We start from the raw sequence: 16,926 nt of genomic DNA on the forward strand, positions 1-16,926 counted from the left end.
GGTCGTCACCCGAAGTACTGCCAGTCGACGGCGACGGACGCGGGGGCGCTGGCGTTGCCCGCCGCGTCGTACGCCCTTGCCGTGAAGGTGAGGTCGTTCGGGGTGGGGCTGTTGCTCGAGAAGGTGTAGGTCCAGTTGGCGCCGGGCTTGGTCATCGAGGCGCTCCCGGAGACCCCGCCCGTCCAGCTGAGCTCGACGTGTGTCACGCCGACCGCGTCGCTCGCGGCGACCGTGATGGTGGTCGGGTCGTCGTTGACGATGAGAGTAGGACTCGCCGAGATCGCCGAGATGACGGGTGCGGTCGTGTCGGGCGCCGGCTGCGGGTTCGGCTGCGGCGCGGGCTTCGGCCCCGGCGCGGGCTCCTCGCTCGGCGCGGGGCTCGGCGCGGGTTCGGGCGTCTCGGCCTGCACCGTGACGGTCGGGCAGGCGGCACCCACCGGCAGGCCGGCGATGCCCGCGGGATCGTCGGCGACGACCGCGGAGGCGGGCAGCCAGATCACCTGGCTCAGCGCATCCGGATCCCGAACGCCGAGGGAGGCGCCGTCCTCGCTGCGCTCGACCGTGAGCACGCGCGAGTCGGCAGGCAGGCTGCGCACGACGGGGCCGCCCGGGCACGAGGCGGCGTCGACCGACTCCGCGAGCAGCGAGTTCGCCCCGACCACGGAGACCTCGTGGACCGGATGCGCGACCACACCGGAGACGCCGACCGCGCCGCCCACGAGCCCCGCGACGACGACCACACCGATCCACGGGATCCAGCCGGCACCACCGCCGCCGCTCCATCCGGGTGCGGTGGACGAGGTCGCCGGGGCGCCGGTGTCGCCGGCCGCCACCCGCGAACGGATGGCGTCGGCGACACCGGCGGAGTCGCGCTCCGGCGTGGTGGTGTCGGCGATCCGGGTGATCGAATCGCGCAGCAGCTCGTCGAGCTCAGCCATCGTGCTCCTCCTCTCCCCGGTTCCGTCCCAATCGCGTGGCGAGCGCCTTGCGCGCCCGATGCAACTGGGTCTTGACGGTGCCCGTGCTCACGCCGAGGCCCTCGGCGATCTGCTCGACCGACTGGTCGAGCAGATAGTGCAGCACGCACACCTGCTTCTGCTGTTCGGGCAGCGACACGAGCGCCGCCTTCACGTCGACGTCGAGCCCGGCGAACTCCGCGTCGAGCGACTCGTCGTCGGTGCCGACCTTCGCGTAGGCACGCGACTCGGCGGCGCGGGAGCGCCGCAGGTCGCGGGCGCGGTTGGCGGCGACGACGGTGATCCAGGCGGCCAGGTTCTGCACGGGACGGGCGGGAGGCTTCGCGAGGAAGCCGACGAGCGCGTCCTGCACGGCATCCGCGGCATCCTGCCGGTTGCCCGTGATGAGCCCGACGGCGGCGACCACCTTCGGGTATTCGCCCGCGACGAAGGCGTCCAGATCCACCTGGGTTCCTTCTGCCACGGCTGTGCTCACATCTCTACGACGTGCGAGGGGCGCCTCGGGTTGACACGGGTACCGAATCGACTCCGATCCTGGCGTGCCCGGGCCGTGCGGGGAAGAGGGAAACTCAGTCTTCGCGCGGCGGATGCGGGCGGCGCGCCCAGTACGACGCGGCCAGGAACAGCACCCCGGCGAGCACGAGCACCCCCACCGCGATCGCGAGCGGGCCGGCCGTCATGCCCACCTGCATGACCCAGTAGTCCGCCTGGGTCTGGAACGACTCGAGGTTCTGCATCATCGCGTAGTTCTCCTGCAGCAGCCACACGCCGCCCGCGACGATGAGGGCGCCCAGCACGGTGAGCACGATGACGAAGGGGTTGGTCCACGGCGGGCGCAGCGGGGCGGGCTGCACGGTGACGGATGCGGCGGGGGCCGCCTGGGGCTCCTCCGCGGGGGCGGCGGGCGGCAGGCCGATCGCGACGGGCGGCTCGGCGGGGGCTGCGGGCTGGTGCTCGACGGGCCGCTGCAGCGCGCTCGCGACGTACGGTGCGGAGCGGCGCGCGGCCGCCTGGGCGCGCGAGCCGGTGGCCACGGCGCCGTCGAAGCCGCGCTGGAACGCGGGGTCGTACCTCGGGTCGATCGCGGGCTGCTCTGCCATGCGTCGAGCATAGGCGGCGCGGGCATCCGCGGGGCGGGCGGGTGGGGCGTCGGTTCCGTCGCCCGCGCGCGCGTCGCCGCGACCGCACCCGACGCCTCAGAATGGGGAGGTGAGCCAGGTGCCCGCGTCGACCCGGCGACGCACGATCGTCGGAGCGTCGACGCAGCTCGGCACCGAGGTGTCGATCAACCTCGGGTCCGCGCTCGCCGGCGTCGCCATCCCCTCGGTCGGTTCGCCCATCGTCGTGGCGGCGCGGCAGCTCGTCATGGTGGTCGTGCTGCTGCCGTTCTACCGGCCGCGGCGCGCCCTGCTCACCTGGCGGCGGCTGTGGCCCGCGGTCGCGCTCGGGGTGTCGCTCGCCGTCATGAACCTCTCCTTCTACGAGGCCGTGCACCGGCTGGGGCTCGGCATCGCTGCGACCGTCGAGTTCCTGGGGCCGCTGCTGCTCGCGCTCGCCACCTCGCGTCGGGTGCTGGATGTCGTGTGCGTCTTCGTCGCGGGCGCGGGCGTCGTGCTGCTGACCGGGCTGGAGGGCACCGTCGACGGCTGGGGCATCGCGCTCGCGCTCGTCGCGGCGGCGTCGTGGGCCGCCTACATCCTGCTGACCCGGCGCGTGGCGCTCGGGCTGCCCGGGCTCGAGGGGCTCACCGTCGGCAGCGTCGTGAGCCTCGCGCTCATCCTGCCGCTCGCGGTGCTCGGCCTCGCATCCGCCACGTTCTCGTGGCCCGTGGTCGGGCTGCTGCTCGCGGTGGGCCTGCTGTCGTCGGCGATCCCCTACGCGCTCGACACCTTCATCCTGCGGCGGATCACGGCGCGGCTGTACGCGATCATCACCTCGTTCGGGCCGGTCGTCGCGGCCGTGTTCGGCTGGCTCGTGCTGCACGAGCGGCTCGGCTGGGTGCAGCTGCTCGCGATCGTGCTCGTGTGCGTCGCGGCCGGCACCGCGATCGCGACCCAGCGCCCGGCGCCCGCATCCGAGCTCGAGCGCACCGCCGAGAGCCTCACCTGAGCGATCCTGGCGCGGTTTCGGCCGGATGGCACCTGCGCGACCGCGCCATCCGGTCGAAACCGCGCCACGGCTAGCGGATGAGGGCGGCGACCTCGGCGCAGTCGGCGAGGAAGCGCGCGAGGTCGGTCTCGTCGTCGAGCGGCTGCAGCAGCAGGGACGAGGCACCCGCGTCGACCCAGGCGCGCAGCTGCTCGGCCACCTCGGCGGGCGAACCCGCGACCCCCGCGGCACGCTCGCCCTCGTACCCCCACGCGGCGAGCTCGGCGGCGAGCCGGGCCTCCGCATCCGCCCCGAACGCGGTCATGACGAACGACGCGAGCGGCTGGATGCCACCCCGGCCGGCCGCCTCGCGGCCCTGCGCGACGAGTGCGGCGGCGGCGAGCACCGCCTCGGGGGGCGTGCCGGTGGTGAGGATCGTGCCGTCGGCCACCTCGCCCGTGAGCAGCAGTGTTCTCGGACCCTCGCCCGCCGCCCACACGGGCAGAGCGGACGCGGGCGGCCAGTTCAGCTGCACCCCGTCGAGGGTCACGTAGCGGCCGGCGACATCGAGCCTCTCGCCCGCGAGCAGGGCCTTCAGGGCCGGCACGTACTCGCGCATGAGGGTGAGCGGGGATGCCGGGCGCGCGCCCACCTGCCCCATCCAGTCCTGCACGCCGTGGCCGACGCCGAGCCGCAGCCGGCCCGGGAACAGCCGCTCGATCGTGGCGGCCTCCATCGCGAGCAGCGCCACGTTGCGGAACGGCATCGGCAGCACCCCGATGCCGATGCGGATGCGCTCGGTCGCGGCGAGCGCGGCGACGGCGGCGGCGATGCCCGACTCGCGGAAGCAGTCCTCGAACAGCAGCACCTCATCCAGCCCCAGCCGCTCCGCCTCGACGACGAAGTCGCGCAGGGCCTCGGGGGGACGGGTGGGGGTGAAGATGACGCCGACACTGGTGCTCATGCACCCATCGTGGCAGGGGCGGCCGACGCGGTCACCCGAGGGCGCGGATCTGATCACGCAGAGTGGCCATCTTCGCGTCGAGCGCGCGGGCCGCATCCGCCGCCTCGGTGAGCTCGGCGACGAGCGAGGCCGGCACCTCGCGGTCGTACTTGTAGTAGATCTTGTGCTCGAGGCTCGCCCAGAAGTCCATCGCGATGGTGCGCAGCTGGATCTCGACCGGCACGAGCTCGGTGCGGTCGGAGAGGAACACCGGCACCGTCACGATGAGGTGCAGGCTCTGGTAGCCGTTGGCCTTCGGGTTCGCGATGTAGTCCTTGATCTCGAGCACCTCGAGGTCGGCCTGCGCCATGAGCATGTCGGCCACCCAGTACGCGTCGGCCACGAAGGCGCACGTGATGCGCACCCCGGCGATGTCGCGGATGCGGGCGCGCACGGCGTCGACGTCGGGCGTGGTGCCGGTGCGCTGCACCTTCTCGATGATCGAGTCCATCGACTTGAGCCGCGTGCGCACGTGCTCGATGGGGCTGTAGTCGTGGGTGTGCTCGAACTCCTCCTGGAGGATGCCGATCTTGGTCGTGAGCTCGTCGATCGCGAACTTGTAGGAGAGGTGGAACTGCGCCACCCGCTTCTGCAGGTTCTTGATCACCTGCAGCGGCACCTGGCCGTCGGCGGTGGCGGCGGTGCCGTCGTAGCCGGTCATCGACTGGAACAGTCCGCGGTACACGGCGAGGTCGGATGCGGTGGGGACGGTGGGGACGGTGGCGGGGGCGTTCGCGGTGGCGGCGTCGGTCACCCGTCCGACGCTAGCCACGCATCCTGGGCTCCGCTGAACCCCACCTGAACCCCCGCTGAACGAGGCTGTTCTGTCAAACGCTGCAGCGTTCGGCCTCAGGCGGCAGGAACTCCTGGCGCGGCAGGCGAAAAAGTGGCGCTCGTGTCGCGGGCGATCCACTCGACGAGGGGCAGCATCCGGTCGGTGAGCTCGCGGCCGCGCTCGGTGAGCGAGTACTCGACGTGGGGCGGGATGGTGGGGTGCGCGTCGCGCAGCACGAACCCGTCGGCCTCGAGGATGCGCAGGGTCTGGGCGAGCATCTTCTCGCTGATGCCGTCGACGGCCCGGCGCAGCTCGCCCCAGCGATGGGTGCCGTCGCTCAGGGCCAGCAGCACGAGCACGCCCCACTTGCTGGTGACGTGGTCGAGTACGACGCGCGTGGGGCATCCGTCGGTGAGCAGGGTGTCATCGAACCCGGGAAGCTGCCGCAGTTCCCTCAAACTCACCGTCATGCCAGTAGCTTACCAAAAAGTGGGTACTGCGGATCGGGAAGTACCATGGGGCGTCCGCTGTTCGTTGGGGAGGATGACACGCCGCGCGGAGGCACCCACCCGGGCCGTTGTCGGCGCGTCGTCCTCCCCAACGAAGCCACGAAAGGAACACCATGACCATCCTCGTCACCGGAGCATCCGGGCACCTCGGCCGCCTCACCGTGGAGGCGCTGCTCGCCCGCGGCGTCGCCGCATCCGACATCCGCGCCGGCGCGCGCGACGTCGCGAAGGTCGCCGACCTCGCCGCGAAGGGCGTGCAGACCGTGCACCTCGACTACACGGATGCCGCCTCCGTCGCGGATGCCGTGGCCGGCGTCGAGAAGGTGCTGCTCGTTTCGGGGTCGGAGCTGGGGCAGCGCGTCGCGCAGCACATGGCCGTCGTCGACGCGGCCGCCGCCGCGGGCGTCGCCCAGCTCGTCTACACGAGCGCACCGCACGCGACCACCTCGGCGCTCATCCTGGCGCCCGAGCACAAGGCCACCGAGGAGGCGATCGCCGCATCCGGTGTTCCGGCGACCATCCTGCGCAACAACTGGTACCACGAGAACTACCTGAGCACGGTGCAGCAGGCGGCCGCGACGGGCGTCGTCGCGTCGAGCACGGGTGCGGGCCGGGTCGCGAGCGCGTCGCGCGCCGACTTCGCCGAGGCGGCCGCCGCCGTGCTGACGGGCGAGGGGCACCTCGGCAAGGTGTACGAGCTCGGCGGCGACATCGCGTGGGACTTCGCGGAGCTGACCGTGACGATCGGCGAGGTGCTCGGCCGCGAGATCGCCTACGTCGCGCAGACCCCCGAGGAGCAGACCGCCGCGCTCACCGCGGCGGGACTCGACGCGGGACTCGTGGGCTTCCTCGTGGGGCTCGACGCGAACATCCGCGACGGCCTGCTCGCCGAGGTGACCGGCGACCTCTCGCGCCTCATCGGCCGCCCCACGACCCCGATCGCCGACACCCTGCGCGCGGGCTCGGCGGCCTGACCCGTGCGCGCCGCGGGGTGAGGCCCCCGCCCGCTTTCCGCAACTCAGGAAGGCTCCCCCGCATCCGCTGCTTCGCGGCCCCGACGGCGGCTTCTTCCTGAGTTGCGAGAGTGGGAGGGTTTCGCAACTCAGGAGAAACGAGCCGCGGGCCGGATGCGGGGCCGTCTCGCGCGGATCTCCTGAGTTGCGGAATCCCCGGCACGGGTAGCGTCGAGGGGTGCCGGACCTGGATGCGCTGCTCGATGCGCTCTCGCGCGAACCGGACGTCGGCGGCGCCGAGCTGCGGGCATGGGATGCGGCCGACCGGTACCTGCTCGACCATGCGGCATCCGAGTTCCCGGATGCGCTGGCGGGCGAGGTCGCGGTGGTCGACGACACGCACGGGGCACTCGCGCTGGGGGCGGCGTCGCTCGGGGCGCGAACCGTGCGGGTGCACCAGGACTCGATCGTCGCGCGGCGCGCGCTCGCCGCGAACGCCGCCCGCACGGGCCTCGCGGAGCCGGGGCAGCATCCGCTCGCCGAGCTCGTGACGCCCGCCACCTCCCTCGTGCTGCTGCGGATGCCACGCTCGCTCGAGCGCCTGGCCGCCGTCGCGCAGGCGCTCGCCGGCCCCGCCAGCCCCGAGCTGGTGCTGCTCGCGGGCGGGCGCATCAAGCACATGACGCCCACCCAGAACGACGTGCTCGCTGCCTCCTTCGCACGCGTCGACGTCGCCCACGCCCGCGCCAAGTCGCGCATCATCGTCGCCCGCGAGCCGGCGCCCGCAGCGCGGGCGGCGCCGAACGCAGCGCGGGCGGACTCATCCACCGGCGGCGGGAGCAGTTACCCCCGCCGGGCGGTCGCCTCTCCATCCGGGCAGCCGCCCCTCGAGGTCGTGGCGCTGCCGGGCGTCTTCGCGGGGGCGAGCCTCGACATCGGCACCCGAGCCCTGCTCGCCACCTTCGACACCCTGCCGCCGTTCGAGAACGCCGTCGATCTCGCCTGCGGCACGGGCATCGTCGCCGTAGCACTCGCCCGCGCGAACCCGGCCGCGCGCATCCTCGCCACCGACGTCTCCGCGGTCGCGGTCGAGTCGGCCCGCCTCACCGCCGAGGCGAACGGCGTACGCGTCGAGACCCGCCACGACGACGGCCTCTCGAGCGAGCCCGACGCATCCGCCGACCTCATCGTGCTCAACCCGCCGTTCCACGCGGGCGCGGCCGTCACCACCGAGATCGCGCACCGGCTGTTCGCGGATGCCGCCCGCGTGCTGCGCCCGGGCGGTGAGCTGCGCGTCGTGTGGAACTCGCACCTCGGCTACCGTCCCACGCTCGAACGCCTCGTCGGCCCGACGAGGCAACTCACCCGCACCCCGAAGTTCACCGTGACGGCGTCCACCCGCCGGGGGTAGGCCACGGACTCAGGACCCGGTCTCGACCACCGCCGTGCGTCCGTTAGACTCGTCGGCGGTACCGTGTCCGAGCGGCCGAAGGAGCATGTCTCGAAAACATGTGATGGTTCACGCCATCCGTGGGTTCAAATCCCACCGGTACCGCCAATAGGTTGAGGCGTCCGCCCCGGAGGGGCGGGCGCCTCAACCTATTCGCCAGGCACCGTGGCACGAGCGTGCCGGCGCCGCAGGCGCCGCACCGCGAAGCCACCGGTACCCCAGAGCCCCCGGTACCCCCAGCACCCCCAGAACCCCCGACGCCCCAGCACCTACCCCACCCCCGTCCGCACCCGCACCTCCCGCTCCATGCGCTTCTCGTGCCGCGCCCGTCCCTTCACCGCCTCCGCCTCGCGGTTCTTCGGCGGGGCGTTGGTGACGAGCTGGTCCAGCATCCGCCGCGTCGCCTCCGCGATCTCGTCGATCGCCTGCTCGAAGGCGGGGGTGTTGGCGCGCGAGGGATGCGTCGATCCGCTCACCTTGCGCACGAACTGGAGGGCGGCCTCCCGCACCTCGTCGTCGGTGGTGGGGGGCTCGAAGTTGTGGAGGCAGCGGATGTTGCGGCACATGCCCGCGACGATACGCCGCGACGCCGACGTGCTATACCGATCCGCATGGACGTCGCCGAGCGGATCGAGGCCTACCTGGCGAGCCAGCCCGAGCCGAAGCAGGCCGAGCTGCGCGAGCTCGACCGCCGCATCCGGGCGCTCGCGCCGGATGCGGAGCTGTGGTTCCTCGACGGCACCGACGACACGGGCAGGGTCGTGACGAACCCGAACATCGGCTACGGCCGCCGGACCACGACGCTCGCCGGCGGCAGGACGCGCGACTTCTATCGCATCGGCCTCACCGCGAACACGGGCGGCATCTCGGTGTACGTGATGGGCCTCCCCGACCGGGAGCACCTGCGCAGCACCTTCGGCGCCACGATCGGCAAGGCGACGGTGACGGGCTACTGCATCCGCTTCCGCCGGCTCGCGGATGTCGACCTCGAGGTGCTGGAGGCCGCGATCCGCGCCGGGCTGTAGGCACCGCGCCGGTCGCGCGACCGCCCGTCAGCCGTCGGTGCTCTCGCGCAGCTGCAGGCGGTGGGGGATGCGGCCCGCGGCATCCGCGGGCGCGTCGCCGAGGGCGGCGGCGACCGCACGGCGGGCGAGCTGCGCGGTGTCGGGGGCGACGGTGGTGAGTCGGGGGGTCGCGTAGCGGGCCTCGGCGATGTCGTCGAAGCCGGCCACCGCGACCTCGTCCGGTACGCGCACCCCGCCGTCGTGCAGGGCGCGCAGCACGCCCAGCGCGACCTCGTCGGTCACGCAGAACACGGCATCCACCGACTCGCCGGCGCGGATGCGACGCACCAGTTCGAGGCCCGCGGCGTGGCCTTCGGGGGTCGTGTAGTCGGCGAGTTCGACGATCGGCGGCGCCTGCAGTCCGGCCTCCGCGAGCGCCGAGAGGTACCCGGTGCGGCGCAGGCTGTCGAAGCGGGGTTCCTCCTGCGTGCCGCCGACGTAGGCGACGCACGTGCGGCCGGAGGCGACGAGATGCGCCACGAGTTCGGCGGACGCCGACTCGTTGTCGACCACGATCGTGCGCGCGTCGGGTTCGGCGAAGCGCTCACCGATGAGGGCGACGGCGGTGCGCACGTCGAGCGCGGCGAGGTCGGCGGCGGTGAGCCCGAGCGGGCTCAGGATGAGGCCGTCCGGTTGCAGGGCGAGGATGCGTTCGATCTCGACCAGCTCGCGCTCGCGCAGCCCGTGGGTCTGGGCGACGATCGTGCCGACGCCGCGCGCGGCCGCCTCCTCGACGACGAGGTGGGCGAGCTGGCCGAAGTAGCCGACCCCGATCTCGGGCACGACGAGTGCGATCACCCCGCCGCGTCCGGTGCGCAGGCGTTGCGCCGCACGGTTGGGCACGTAGCCGAGTTCGTCGATGGCCCGCAGCACCCTCTCGCGCACGGCCGGGTTGACGTGCGGGAAGTCGGTGACGACGTGCGAGACGGTGCGGCGTCCGACCCCGGCCCGGTCGGCGACATCCTGCTGCGTGACCACGGCGACCAGGTTATGCTCAAATGGCTTTCCACGTGGAAAAAACGCACCCGCCCACGACCCGAGGACCGACGATGACGTCAGCGCCCGCCACATCCGCCCCCACCACCCGCGAACGCCCGGGGGCCCGCCTCTGGTGGACGGTGGTGCTGGTCGGCCTGGTCGGCCAGCTCGCGTGGACGGTCGAGAACATGTACCTCAACGTGTTCGTCTACGAGACGATCACCCCCGACCCGACCGTGACCGCCACCCTCGTCGCGTCGAGCGCCGTCGCCGCCACCCTCGCCACGATCGTCGTCGGCGCGTGGTCCGACCGCACCGGCAGGCGGCGGCCGTTCATCGCCGTCGGCTACCTCGCCTGGGGCGCCTCCACCGCCGCGTTCGGGCTGCTCGCCCCCGCGGAGGGCGTGGTCGCCGCCCCCTACGTGCTCGCCGCCGTCGTCGGCATCATCGCCCTCGACTGCGTCATGAGCATCTTCGGCTCCGGCGCCAACGATGCCGCGTTCAACGCCTGGGTGACGGATGCCACCACGCCCCGCACGCGCGGCCGCGTCGACGGGGTGGTCGCGGTCATGCCGCTGCTGGCGATGCTGCTCGTCTTCGGCGCCCTCGACGGCCTCACCCGGGCCGGCGAGTGGCGGCTGTTCTTCGCGATCGTCGGCGGCGCGGTCGTGGTGACCGGCGTCGTGTCGTGGTTCCTGGTGCGCGACGTTCCGCAGGCCGCGCGTCCCGCATCCGAGCCCTCGATGCTCGCGCGCCTGGTGCAGGGCTTCCGCCCCTCCGCGATCCGCGCGAACCCCGCCCTCTACCTGTCGCTGCTGACCTGGCTCGTGGTCGGCACCGCGAGCCAGGTGTTCCTGCCCTACGTGATCATCTACCTGCAGTACGGCCTGCAGATCGAGTCGTACGCCCTCGTGCTGGGCGTCTCGCTGCTCACGGCATCCGTCATCAGCGTGCTCGGCGGGCGCCTCATGGACCGCATCGGCAAGCGGCGGATGCTGCTGCCGGCGACCGCGCTGTTCGCGCTCGGGCTCGTGCTGCTGTTCTTCGCCCGCGATATGGTGTCCGTGATCGTGGCCGCCTCGCTCGCCCTCGGCGGCATGATGACGGCCATCGCCTCGCTCTCGGCGACCGTGCGCGACGAGACCCCGGAGGGGCGGGCCGGGATGGTGCAGGGCCTGCGCATGGTGACCGTGATCATGGTGCCGATGGTGGTGGGCCCGTTCATCGGCGCCGCGGTGATCACGGGCGCCGGGCGGAGCTACATCGATCTCGGGGTGGAGCGGCCGGTCCCGGGCGCCGAGATCTTCCTCGCCGCCGCCGTGGTGCTCGTGCTCGTCCCCGCGGTGGCCGTGCTGCGGGCCCGCGCCGAGAAGCGCGCGCGATGAGCGAGGTCCCGCATCCGGAGTACCCGCGGCCGCAACTGCGGCGTGCCGGGTTCACGATCCTCAACGGCTGGTGGCGGTGCGCCTTCACCCCGGCGGGCGAGGCGCCCTCCGACTGGGGGCAGCGCATCCTGGTGCCGTTCTCACCCGAGGCGGAGCTCTCGGGCGTGGGGCGGCAGCTGCAGCCGCACGAGTCGCTCTGGTACCGGAGGCGGATCAGCGCGACGGCGGCACCGGGGCGGCGCACGATCCTGCACTTCGGCGCGGTCGACCAGACGTGCCGGGTGCTGCTGGACGGCGTCGAGGTGGCCGCGCACACGGGGGGTTACCTGCCGTTCTCGGTCGACATCACGGATGCCCTGGGCGGGCGGGGCGAGCACGAGCTCGTCGTCGAGGTGCGCGACGTGAGCGACACCGCCGCCCACTCCGTCGGCAAGCAGCGACTGGCGCGCGGCGGCATCTGGTACACCGCGCAGTCGGGCATCTGGCAGACGGTGTGGCTCGAGGAGGTGCCCACCCTGCATGTCGCGGCGCTGCGGATGCGCACCCCCGGCATCCGCGCGGGCCTCGCCGAGGCGACGCTCGAGCTGACGGTCGACGCCTCCGACGGGGGCGCGCATCCGCTCACCGTCGCGGTGCTCGACGGCGGCGAGCGCGTCGCGGAGGCGGGCGGGGTGAGCGGCGAGACGCTGCGCATCCGCGTGCCGGAGCCGCGCCCGTGGAGCCCCGACGACCCGCACCTCTACGACCTCGAGATCGCCCTCGGCGACGACCGCGTCACGAGCTACGTGGGCCTGCGCAGCGTCGAGGTGGCGCCGGATACGCACGGGGTGCCGCGCCTGCACCTCAACGGCGCCCCCTACCCGCATCTCGGAGTGCTCGACCAGGGGTACTGGCCGGACGGCCTCTACACGGCCCCCGACGATGCGGCGCTCGTGCACGACATCCGCAGCATGAAGGAGCTCGGCTTCACGATGCTGCGCAAGCACATCAAGATCGAGCCGCTGCGCTGGTACCACCACTGCGACCGGCTCGGCGTGCTCGTCTGGCAGGACATGGTGAACGGCGGCGAGCGCTACCGCCCCTGGGTCATCACGACCCCGGTGATCTCGCCGCGCATCCGCTTCCCCGACCGCTGGTACCGCGCCTTCGGCCGGGCGGATGCGGCGGGGCGCGAGGAGTTCCTCGGCGAACTGGATGCGACGGTCGAGCTGCTGCGCAACGTCCCCTCGGTCGTCACCTGGGTGCCGTTCAACGAAGGCTGGGGGCAGTTCGACGCCGCCACGGCCGCCGATCGGGTGCGCGCCCTCGACGACACCCGCGTGATCGACCAGGCGAGCGGATGGCACGACCAGCGCGCGGGGGATCTCCGCAGTCTGCACGTCTACTTCCAGCCGATCCGTCCCGCCCGCTGGTGGGGGCGCGACAGGCGCGCCCTCGTCGTGTCGGAGTTCGGCGGCTACAGCCTGCGGCTGCCCGGGCACCGCTACCCGGAACGCGAGTTCGGCTACCGCCGGCTCGCCTCGCGCGCCGCGCTGACCCGGGCCTACGAGCGTCTGCACCGTCGCGAGGTGATCCCGGCGATCGCCCGCGGACTCTCCGCGACCGTCTACACGCAGCTGTCGGATGTCGAGGACGAGTCGAACGGACTGCTCACCGCCGACCGCGGCGAGGTGAAGCTCGATGCGGATGCGGTGCGCGCGCTCAACGCCGACATCCGCCGCGCCTTCGCACACGCCACTCTCGAGGAGGCACCATGACCGAACGCGAGATCACCGAGCCGGTGGCGCTGTGCCTGCCGGGCGGCGGCCTGAACCGCGAGGCGGTCGGCTGGAGCCGGACGGCGCTGCACGACACCTCGGGCATCGGCCGCGGCTTCCGCGACCGGGGGCGCAACAAGCGCTGGGAGTACTGGGCGATCCTGTCGCCCACGCACATCGTCTCGCTCACGGTGTCGTCGCTCGACTTCGCGGGCGTGCACGGCTTCTGGGTGCACGACCGCCGCACGGGCGAGACGGTCGACCGGGGCGCGGTGGGCGGCCCGTGGACGGCGACGCTGCCCGGCTCGCTCGGCGGGGGCGGCGCCCGCGCCCGGATGCGGGGGCTCGAGCTCTCGTTCGTCGAGGAGCCGGGCGGCACGCGCCTGCGGGCCCGCGCACGGGGGCTCGCGGTGGATGTGCTGGCCGCGCGCCCGGAGCCGCACGAGCTCGTGGCGGTCGTGGTGCCGTGGTCGGAGCGCCGCTTCCAGTACACGGTGAAGGATGTCGTGCGCACGGCATCCGGAACCGTCACGGTCGACGGGGTGACGACGGAGCTCGGCGAGGCGTGGGCGATCCTCGACCACGGGCGCGGGCGCTGGCACCACTCGGTGCGCTGGAACTGGGGCGCCGCGGTCGGGCGCACCGACGGGCACCTCGTGGGGCTGCAGTTCGGCGCGAGGTGGACCGACGGCACCGGGATGACCGAGAACGGCTTCGTGGTCGACGGCCGCACCCACAAGGTGTCGGAGCAACTCGAGTGGGTCTACGACCTCGAGCGCCCGATGGATCCGTGGACGATCCGCGGCACCGACATCGAGGTGACCCTCACCCCCGAGTACGACCACGCGACGCGCACCGACCTCGGCCCGCTCGGCACGCGCGGCGACCAGGTGTTCGGCGTCTTCGACGGCTGGATCCGGGTGGGGGGCGAGCGCATCCGCATCGAGCGGCTCTTCGGTTTCGCGGAGGATGTCGCCAACCGCTGGTAGCCACCCACGCTCGACCCTTGACAACGGCACTTGTTATTTGCAAGTGTGGACACTGTCCACATCGGGACGACGAAGCTGCAAGGAGCCACCATGACCGCGATGTTCGTCAACCTGCCGGTGACCGACCTGGAGCGCGCGAAGGCGTTCTACACGGCGCTCGGCTTCCGAATCAACCCGCAGTTCACCGACCACAACGCCGCGTGCGTCGTCGTCGAAGAGGACCACAACTACTTCATGATCCTCGTCCGCGAGTTCTTCCAGACCTTCACAGACCGCCCCATCGGCAACCCCGCCGAGGCCGTCTCGGTGTCGACCGCGATCTTCCTCGACAGCCGCGAGGCCGTCGACCAGGCGATCACGGATGGCGTGGCCGCGGGCGGCGTCGAGGAGCGCCCCGCCGCCGACTACGGCTTCATGTACCAGCGCCAGCTCACCGACCCCGACGGCAACATGCTCGAGTTCGGCTGGATGGATCCGGTGGCCGCCGAGAAGGGCCCCGAGGCGTTCATGGCCGAGCAGCAGGCCTGAGCTTGGCCGCACGCGACTACGGGCAGTACGACGGGATCACGCGCGCCCTCGAACTGGTCGGCGAGCGCTGGGCGTTGCTCATCGTGCGCGACCTGCTCGTCGGCCCGCGACGCTACGGCGAGCTCGCCGCGGGCCTGCCGCGCATCCCGAGCAACATCCTCGCGTCACGGCTGAAGGAGCTGCAGGCCGTCGGCGTGATCCGCCGGATGCCCCGCTCGCGCGTGGTGCTCTACGAGCTCACGCCCTACGGCCGCGAGCTCGAGCCGGTCGTGCTCGCGCTCGGCGCGTGGGGGTTCAAGGCCATGGGCGACCCGCGCGACGACCAGGTGGTCACTGCCGACTCGATGACCATCGCCCTGCGCACCGCATTCCGGGCGGATGTCGCGGAGTCGCTGCCGGCGACCGCGTACGCCGCGCGCCTCGGCCCGGCCGAGCTGCTCATCCGGGTCGACGGCTCGCGGCTCGCGGTCGACCGCGGCACGGGCCCCGCCGACCTCGACTTCACCGCGGGGCCCGACATCCGCCACCTCATCTCGGGAGAGCTCGCGCCCGCACGCGCCATCGCCACCGGGGTCGTCGAGGTCCTGCGTGGACCCGACGAACTGTTGGACCGCTTCGCGAGCACGTTCCACCTGGCGGCGTGACGCGCGGCGTCGCCGCGGCCGCCACCGCCTGAGCCCCGGAGCGAGGAGGATGGGCGCATGGCCGTCGTGATCGCCTTCCTCGCCAACATCGCGGTCGCGATCGCGAAGACGGCCGCGGCGCTCATCACGGGATCCGCCTCGCTCGTCGCGGAGGCGCTGCACAGCTGGGCGGATGCGGGCAACGAGGTCTTCCTGCTGTTCGCGGAGCGCTCCGGTCGGCGACGACGCGACCGCGAGCATCCGCTCGGCTACGGGCGCGACGTGTACGTGTGGTCGCTGTTCGCCGCGTTCGGCCTGTTCACGATCGGGGCCGTGCTGTCGATCGCGGTCGGCGTGCAGGAGCTGCTCGAGCCGGAGGCCGTCACCGACTACGGCATCGGCTACGCCGTGCTGGCCGTCGCCGCCGTGCTCGAGGGCGGCTCGCTCGCGCAGTCGATCCGCCAGGTGCGACGCGAGACCGCGACGCTCGACCGCGAGCCGCTCGACTACGTGCTCAACGGTTCGAACGCGACGCTGCGCGCCGTCGTGTTCGAGGATGTCGCGGCACTCGTCGGGCTCGCGATCGCGGCGGGCGCCCTCGGCCTGCACCAGGCGACCGGCGTCTCGGCGTGGGACGGGGTGGGGTCGATCCTCATCGGCGTGCTGCTGGGCGTCGTCGCGGTGCTGCTCATCCAGCGCAACCGTCGCTTCCTCGTCGGCGCGCCTCCCCCGGCATCCGTCCGGCGCGCGGTGCTCGAGCAGCTGCTGCTGCACGCCGCGATCTCCCGCGTGACCTTCCTGCACCTCGAGTTCGTGGGCCCCGGGCAGCTGCTGCTCGTCGCCGCGGTCGACCTCGTCGACGACGACGCGGAGTCGGTGGTGGCGGTGCGCCTGCGCCAGGTCTCCGACGACCTCGAGCGCCACGACAACATCGCGATCGCCGCCCTCACCCTCTCGCTCCCCGACGAGCCCTCCCTCGACCCGGCCTGATCCTCACCCCGACATCGCTGATCGGTCGGTTTCTGGTCTCAAACCGGCGGTTTGAGACCAGAAACCGACCGGTCAGCGTCACGGGTGGAGGCGGGGGTGGTCAGGTCGCGATGCGGCGGCCGGGGTCGAGCTCGCGCTCGAGGGTGCGCGCCGTCGCGATGACGGCGGGGGCGAAGCGCTCGGCCTGCGCGCGGGCGGTCGCCCCCGTCACCGAGAGGGCCGCGACCGCGGCACCCCGCCGGTCGCGCACGGGTGCGGCGACGCAGAACAGCCCGTCGAACGACTCGGCGAGGTCGTAGGCGGCACCCGCCCGGCGCACGCGCGCGAGCTCGGTGCGCAGCGCATCCGGGTCGGTGATCGTCGCCCGGGTGAGGGCGGCGAGCGGATGCGCGAGCAGCTCGTCGACGTCGGGTTGCGGGCTGAAGGCGAGGATCGCCTTGCCGAGCGCCGTCGCGTGCAGCGCCCCGCGCCCGCCGAGTCGCGAGTGCGGCACCCGCAGGTCTCGTGCGCCGATCTTGTCGAGGTACACGAGGTGCCCGCCCTCGCGGATGGCGAGGTTGGCGGTCAGGCCCGTCACCTCGCGCAGGGCGTGCAGGTGGGCGGAGGCTCCCGCGACGAGCCGGTTGGGCGTGGGGGCCAGCGCCCCGAGCTCGAAGAGCTTGACCCCGAGCCGCACCCCGCGCGGGCCGCGTTCGAGGGCACCCCAGGCGAGCAGCTCCCCCACCAGCCGGTGCGTCGTCGATCGAGGCACCCCCGCGCGCGCGGCGAGCTCCCGCAGGGTCAGCTCGGGCCGGTCGGGGGTGAAGGCGTCGAGCAGCTGGAAGGCGCGCGTCAGCATCGACGCCGACCCGTCCCGT

At 72.9% G+C, this 16,926-nt stretch carries 19 protein-coding genes and 1 tRNA gene; 11 read left to right on the forward strand and 9 right to left on the reverse strand.

Features of this window, described 5'->3' with window-relative positions; genetic code table 11:
• Positions 1 to 5 precede the first annotated feature (5 nt).
• From D7I47_RS04555 to D7I47_RS04565, 3 genes are all read right to left on the reverse strand, one after another.
• The gene (locus D7I47_RS04555) at positions 6 to 938 is read right to left on the reverse strand and encodes a hypothetical protein (RefSeq protein WP_120761953.1); all 933 of its coding nucleotides are present in this window, start codon (positions 936 to 938) and stop codon (positions 6 to 8) included.
• Positions 931 to 1,422 carry an RNA polymerase sigma factor gene (locus D7I47_RS04560; RefSeq protein WP_157981632.1) on the reverse strand — a complete coding sequence of 164 codons (492 nt, stop codon included), beginning with the start codon at positions 1,420 to 1,422 and terminating at the stop codon, positions 931 to 933. The genes D7I47_RS04555 and D7I47_RS04560 overlap by 8 nt, the downstream gene beginning before the upstream one ends.
• A 124-nt stretch (positions 1,423 to 1,546) precedes the next feature.
• Positions 1,547 to 2,077 carry a hypothetical protein gene (locus D7I47_RS04565; RefSeq protein ID WP_120761955.1) on the reverse strand — a complete coding sequence of 177 codons (531 nt, stop codon included), beginning with the start codon at positions 2,075 to 2,077 and terminating at the stop codon, positions 1,547 to 1,549.
• A 109-nt stretch (positions 2,078 to 2,186) separates the two neighbouring features.
• Here D7I47_RS04565 and D7I47_RS04570 point away from each other — a divergent pair, with 109 nt between their 5' ends.
• Complete coding sequence (locus tag D7I47_RS04570; RefSeq protein WP_227000839.1) at positions 2,187 to 3,086, forward strand: EamA family transporter; 900 nt, start codon at positions 2,187 to 2,189, stop codon at positions 3,084 to 3,086.
• Between the two features lie 70 nt (positions 3,087 to 3,156).
• On the opposite strand, the gene D7I47_RS04575 is transcribed toward D7I47_RS04570, so the two are convergent.
• The 3 genes from D7I47_RS04575 to D7I47_RS04585 all read right to left on the reverse strand — a co-directional run bounded on the left by D7I47_RS04575 (position 3,157) and on the right by D7I47_RS04585 (position 5,313).
• Entirely contained in the window at positions 3,157 to 4,029 is an 873-nt protein-coding gene (locus tag D7I47_RS04575; protein WP_120761956.1) for an LLM class flavin-dependent oxidoreductase, read from the reverse strand.
• 31 nt (positions 4,030 to 4,060) lie between these two features.
• Positions 4,061 to 4,822, reverse strand: a complete 762-nt coding sequence (locus tag D7I47_RS04580; RefSeq protein ID WP_227000841.1) for a GTP pyrophosphokinase — start codon at positions 4,820 to 4,822, stop codon at positions 4,061 to 4,063.
• 95 nt (positions 4,823 to 4,917) lie between these two features.
• Positions 4,918 to 5,313 carry a winged helix-turn-helix transcriptional regulator gene (locus D7I47_RS04585; RefSeq protein ID WP_120761957.1) on the reverse strand — a complete coding sequence of 132 codons (396 nt, stop codon included), beginning with the start codon at positions 5,311 to 5,313 and terminating at the stop codon, positions 4,918 to 4,920.
• A 152-nt stretch (positions 5,314 to 5,465) separates the two neighbouring features.
• On the opposite strand from D7I47_RS04585, the gene D7I47_RS04590 reads away from it, so the two are divergent.
• The 3 genes from D7I47_RS04590 (at position 5,466) to D7I47_RS04600 (ending at position 7,863) form a co-directional block, all read left to right on the forward strand.
• The gene (locus D7I47_RS04590) at positions 5,466 to 6,326 is read left to right on the forward strand and encodes an NAD(P)H-binding protein (protein ID WP_120761958.1); all 861 of its coding nucleotides are present in this window, start codon (positions 5,466 to 5,468) and stop codon (positions 6,324 to 6,326) included.
• A 217-nt stretch (positions 6,327 to 6,543) separates the two neighbouring features.
• The gene (locus D7I47_RS04595) at positions 6,544 to 7,716 is read left to right on the forward strand and encodes a class I SAM-dependent methyltransferase (RefSeq protein WP_319592673.1); all 1,173 of its coding nucleotides are present in this window, start codon (positions 6,544 to 6,546) and stop codon (positions 7,714 to 7,716) included.
• A 57-nt stretch (positions 7,717 to 7,773) separates the two neighbouring features.
• A tRNA-Ser gene (locus D7I47_RS04600) sits at positions 7,774 to 7,863 on the forward strand.
• Between the two features lie 161 nt (positions 7,864 to 8,024).
• On the opposite strand, the gene D7I47_RS04605 is transcribed toward D7I47_RS04600, so the two are convergent.
• Positions 8,025 to 8,321, reverse strand: a complete 297-nt coding sequence (locus D7I47_RS04605; RefSeq protein WP_120761959.1) for a DUF2277 domain-containing protein — start codon at positions 8,319 to 8,321, stop codon at positions 8,025 to 8,027.
• 45 nt (positions 8,322 to 8,366) lie between these two features.
• On the opposite strand from D7I47_RS04605, the gene D7I47_RS04610 reads away from it, so the two are divergent.
• Entirely contained in the window at positions 8,367 to 8,780 is a 414-nt protein-coding gene (locus D7I47_RS04610) for a DUF1801 domain-containing protein (protein ID WP_120761960.1), read from the forward strand.
• 27 nt (positions 8,781 to 8,807) lie between these two features.
• On the opposite strand, the gene D7I47_RS04615 is transcribed toward D7I47_RS04610, so the two are convergent.
• Positions 8,808 to 9,797 carry a LacI family DNA-binding transcriptional regulator gene (locus D7I47_RS04615; protein ID WP_170154361.1) on the reverse strand — a complete coding sequence of 330 codons (990 nt, stop codon included), beginning with the start codon at positions 9,795 to 9,797 and terminating at the stop codon, positions 8,808 to 8,810.
• Between the two features lie 71 nt (positions 9,798 to 9,868).
• On the opposite strand from D7I47_RS04615, the gene D7I47_RS04620 reads away from it, so the two are divergent.
• The 6 genes from D7I47_RS04620 to D7I47_RS04645 all read left to right on the forward strand — a co-directional run bounded on the left by D7I47_RS04620 (position 9,869) and on the right by D7I47_RS04645 (position 16,069).
• Positions 9,869 to 11,182, forward strand: a complete 1,314-nt coding sequence (locus D7I47_RS04620; RefSeq protein ID WP_120761962.1) for an MFS transporter — start codon at positions 9,869 to 9,871, stop codon at positions 11,180 to 11,182.
• Positions 11,179 to 12,939, forward strand: coding sequence for a glycoside hydrolase family 2 protein (locus D7I47_RS04625; protein WP_120761963.1), 1,761 nt, complete (start codon positions 11,179 to 11,181; stop codon positions 12,937 to 12,939). The genes D7I47_RS04620 and D7I47_RS04625 overlap by 4 nt, the downstream gene beginning before the upstream one ends.
• Complete coding sequence (locus tag D7I47_RS04630; protein ID WP_120761964.1) at positions 12,936 to 13,928, forward strand: DUF2804 domain-containing protein; 993 nt, start codon at positions 12,936 to 12,938, stop codon at positions 13,926 to 13,928. The genes D7I47_RS04625 and D7I47_RS04630 overlap by 4 nt, the downstream gene beginning before the upstream one ends.
• A gap of 90 nt (positions 13,929 to 14,018) precedes the next feature.
• A complete protein-coding gene (locus D7I47_RS04635; RefSeq protein WP_120761965.1) occupies positions 14,019 to 14,456 on the forward strand; it encodes a VOC family protein in 438 nt (145 codons plus the stop codon).
• Positions 14,457 to 14,458: 2 nt separating this feature from the next.
• Positions 14,459 to 15,100 carry a winged helix-turn-helix transcriptional regulator gene (locus D7I47_RS04640; protein ID WP_120761966.1) on the forward strand — a complete coding sequence of 214 codons (642 nt, stop codon included), beginning with the start codon at positions 14,459 to 14,461 and terminating at the stop codon, positions 15,098 to 15,100.
• A 57-nt stretch (positions 15,101 to 15,157) separates the two neighbouring features.
• Entirely contained in the window at positions 15,158 to 16,069 is a 912-nt protein-coding gene (locus D7I47_RS04645; protein WP_120761967.1) for a cation diffusion facilitator family transporter, read from the forward strand.
• 100 nt (positions 16,070 to 16,169) lie between these two features.
• On the opposite strand, the gene D7I47_RS04650 is transcribed toward D7I47_RS04645, so the two are convergent.
• Positions 16,170 to 16,907 carry an IclR family transcriptional regulator gene (locus tag D7I47_RS04650; protein ID WP_120761968.1) on the reverse strand — a complete coding sequence of 246 codons (738 nt, stop codon included), beginning with the start codon at positions 16,905 to 16,907 and terminating at the stop codon, positions 16,170 to 16,172.
• Between the last annotated feature and the right edge of the window lie 19 nt (positions 16,908 to 16,926).

The sequence above is a fragment of the Protaetiibacter intestinalis genome, from assembly GCF_003627075.1.
GTDB lineage: Bacteria > Actinomycetota > Actinomycetes > Actinomycetales > Microbacteriaceae > Homoserinibacter > Homoserinibacter intestinalis.

What these genes read in the sequence shown, in the direction of transcription:
- D7I47_RS04605 (WP_120761959.1), bottom strand. Translation starts at nt 8,321, where the DNA reads ATGTGCCGCAACATCCGCTGCCTCCACAACTTCGAGCCCCCCACCACC.
- D7I47_RS04650 (WP_120761968.1), bottom strand. Translation starts at nt 16,907, where the DNA reads ATGCTGACGCGCGCCTTCCAGCTGCTCGACGCCTTCACCCCCGACCGG.
- D7I47_RS04590 (WP_120761958.1), top strand. Translation starts at nt 5,466, where the DNA reads ATGACCATCCTCGTCACCGGAGCATCCGGGCACCTCGGCCGCCTCACC.
- D7I47_RS04630 (WP_120761964.1), top strand. Translation starts at nt 12,936, where the DNA reads ATGACCGAACGCGAGATCACCGAGCCGGTGGCGCTGTGCCTGCCGGGC.
- D7I47_RS04610 (WP_120761960.1), top strand. Translation starts at nt 8,367, where the DNA reads ATGGACGTCGCCGAGCGGATCGAGGCCTACCTGGCGAGCCAGCCCGAG.
- D7I47_RS04635 (WP_120761965.1), top strand. Translation starts at nt 14,019, where the DNA reads ATGACCGCGATGTTCGTCAACCTGCCGGTGACCGACCTGGAGCGCGCG.
- D7I47_RS04625 (WP_120761963.1), top strand. Translation starts at nt 11,179, where the DNA reads ATGAGCGAGGTCCCGCATCCGGAGTACCCGCGGCCGCAACTGCGGCGT.
- D7I47_RS04565 (WP_120761955.1), bottom strand. Translation starts at nt 2,077, where the DNA reads ATGGCAGAGCAGCCCGCGATCGACCCGAGGTACGACCCCGCGTTCCAG.
- D7I47_RS04555 (WP_120761953.1), bottom strand. Translation starts at nt 938, where the DNA reads ATGGCTGAGCTCGACGAGCTGCTGCGCGATTCGATCACCCGGATCGCC.
- D7I47_RS04620 (WP_120761962.1), top strand. Translation starts at nt 9,869, where the DNA reads ATGACGTCAGCGCCCGCCACATCCGCCCCCACCACCCGCGAACGCCCG.
- D7I47_RS04585 (WP_120761957.1), bottom strand. Translation starts at nt 5,313, where the DNA reads ATGACGGTGAGTTTGAGGGAACTGCGGCAGCTTCCCGGGTTCGATGAC.
- D7I47_RS04645 (WP_120761967.1), top strand. Translation starts at nt 15,158, where the DNA reads ATGGCCGTCGTGATCGCCTTCCTCGCCAACATCGCGGTCGCGATCGCG.
- D7I47_RS04575 (WP_120761956.1), bottom strand. Translation starts at nt 4,029, where the DNA reads ATGAGCACCAGTGTCGGCGTCATCTTCACCCCCACCCGTCCCCCCGAG.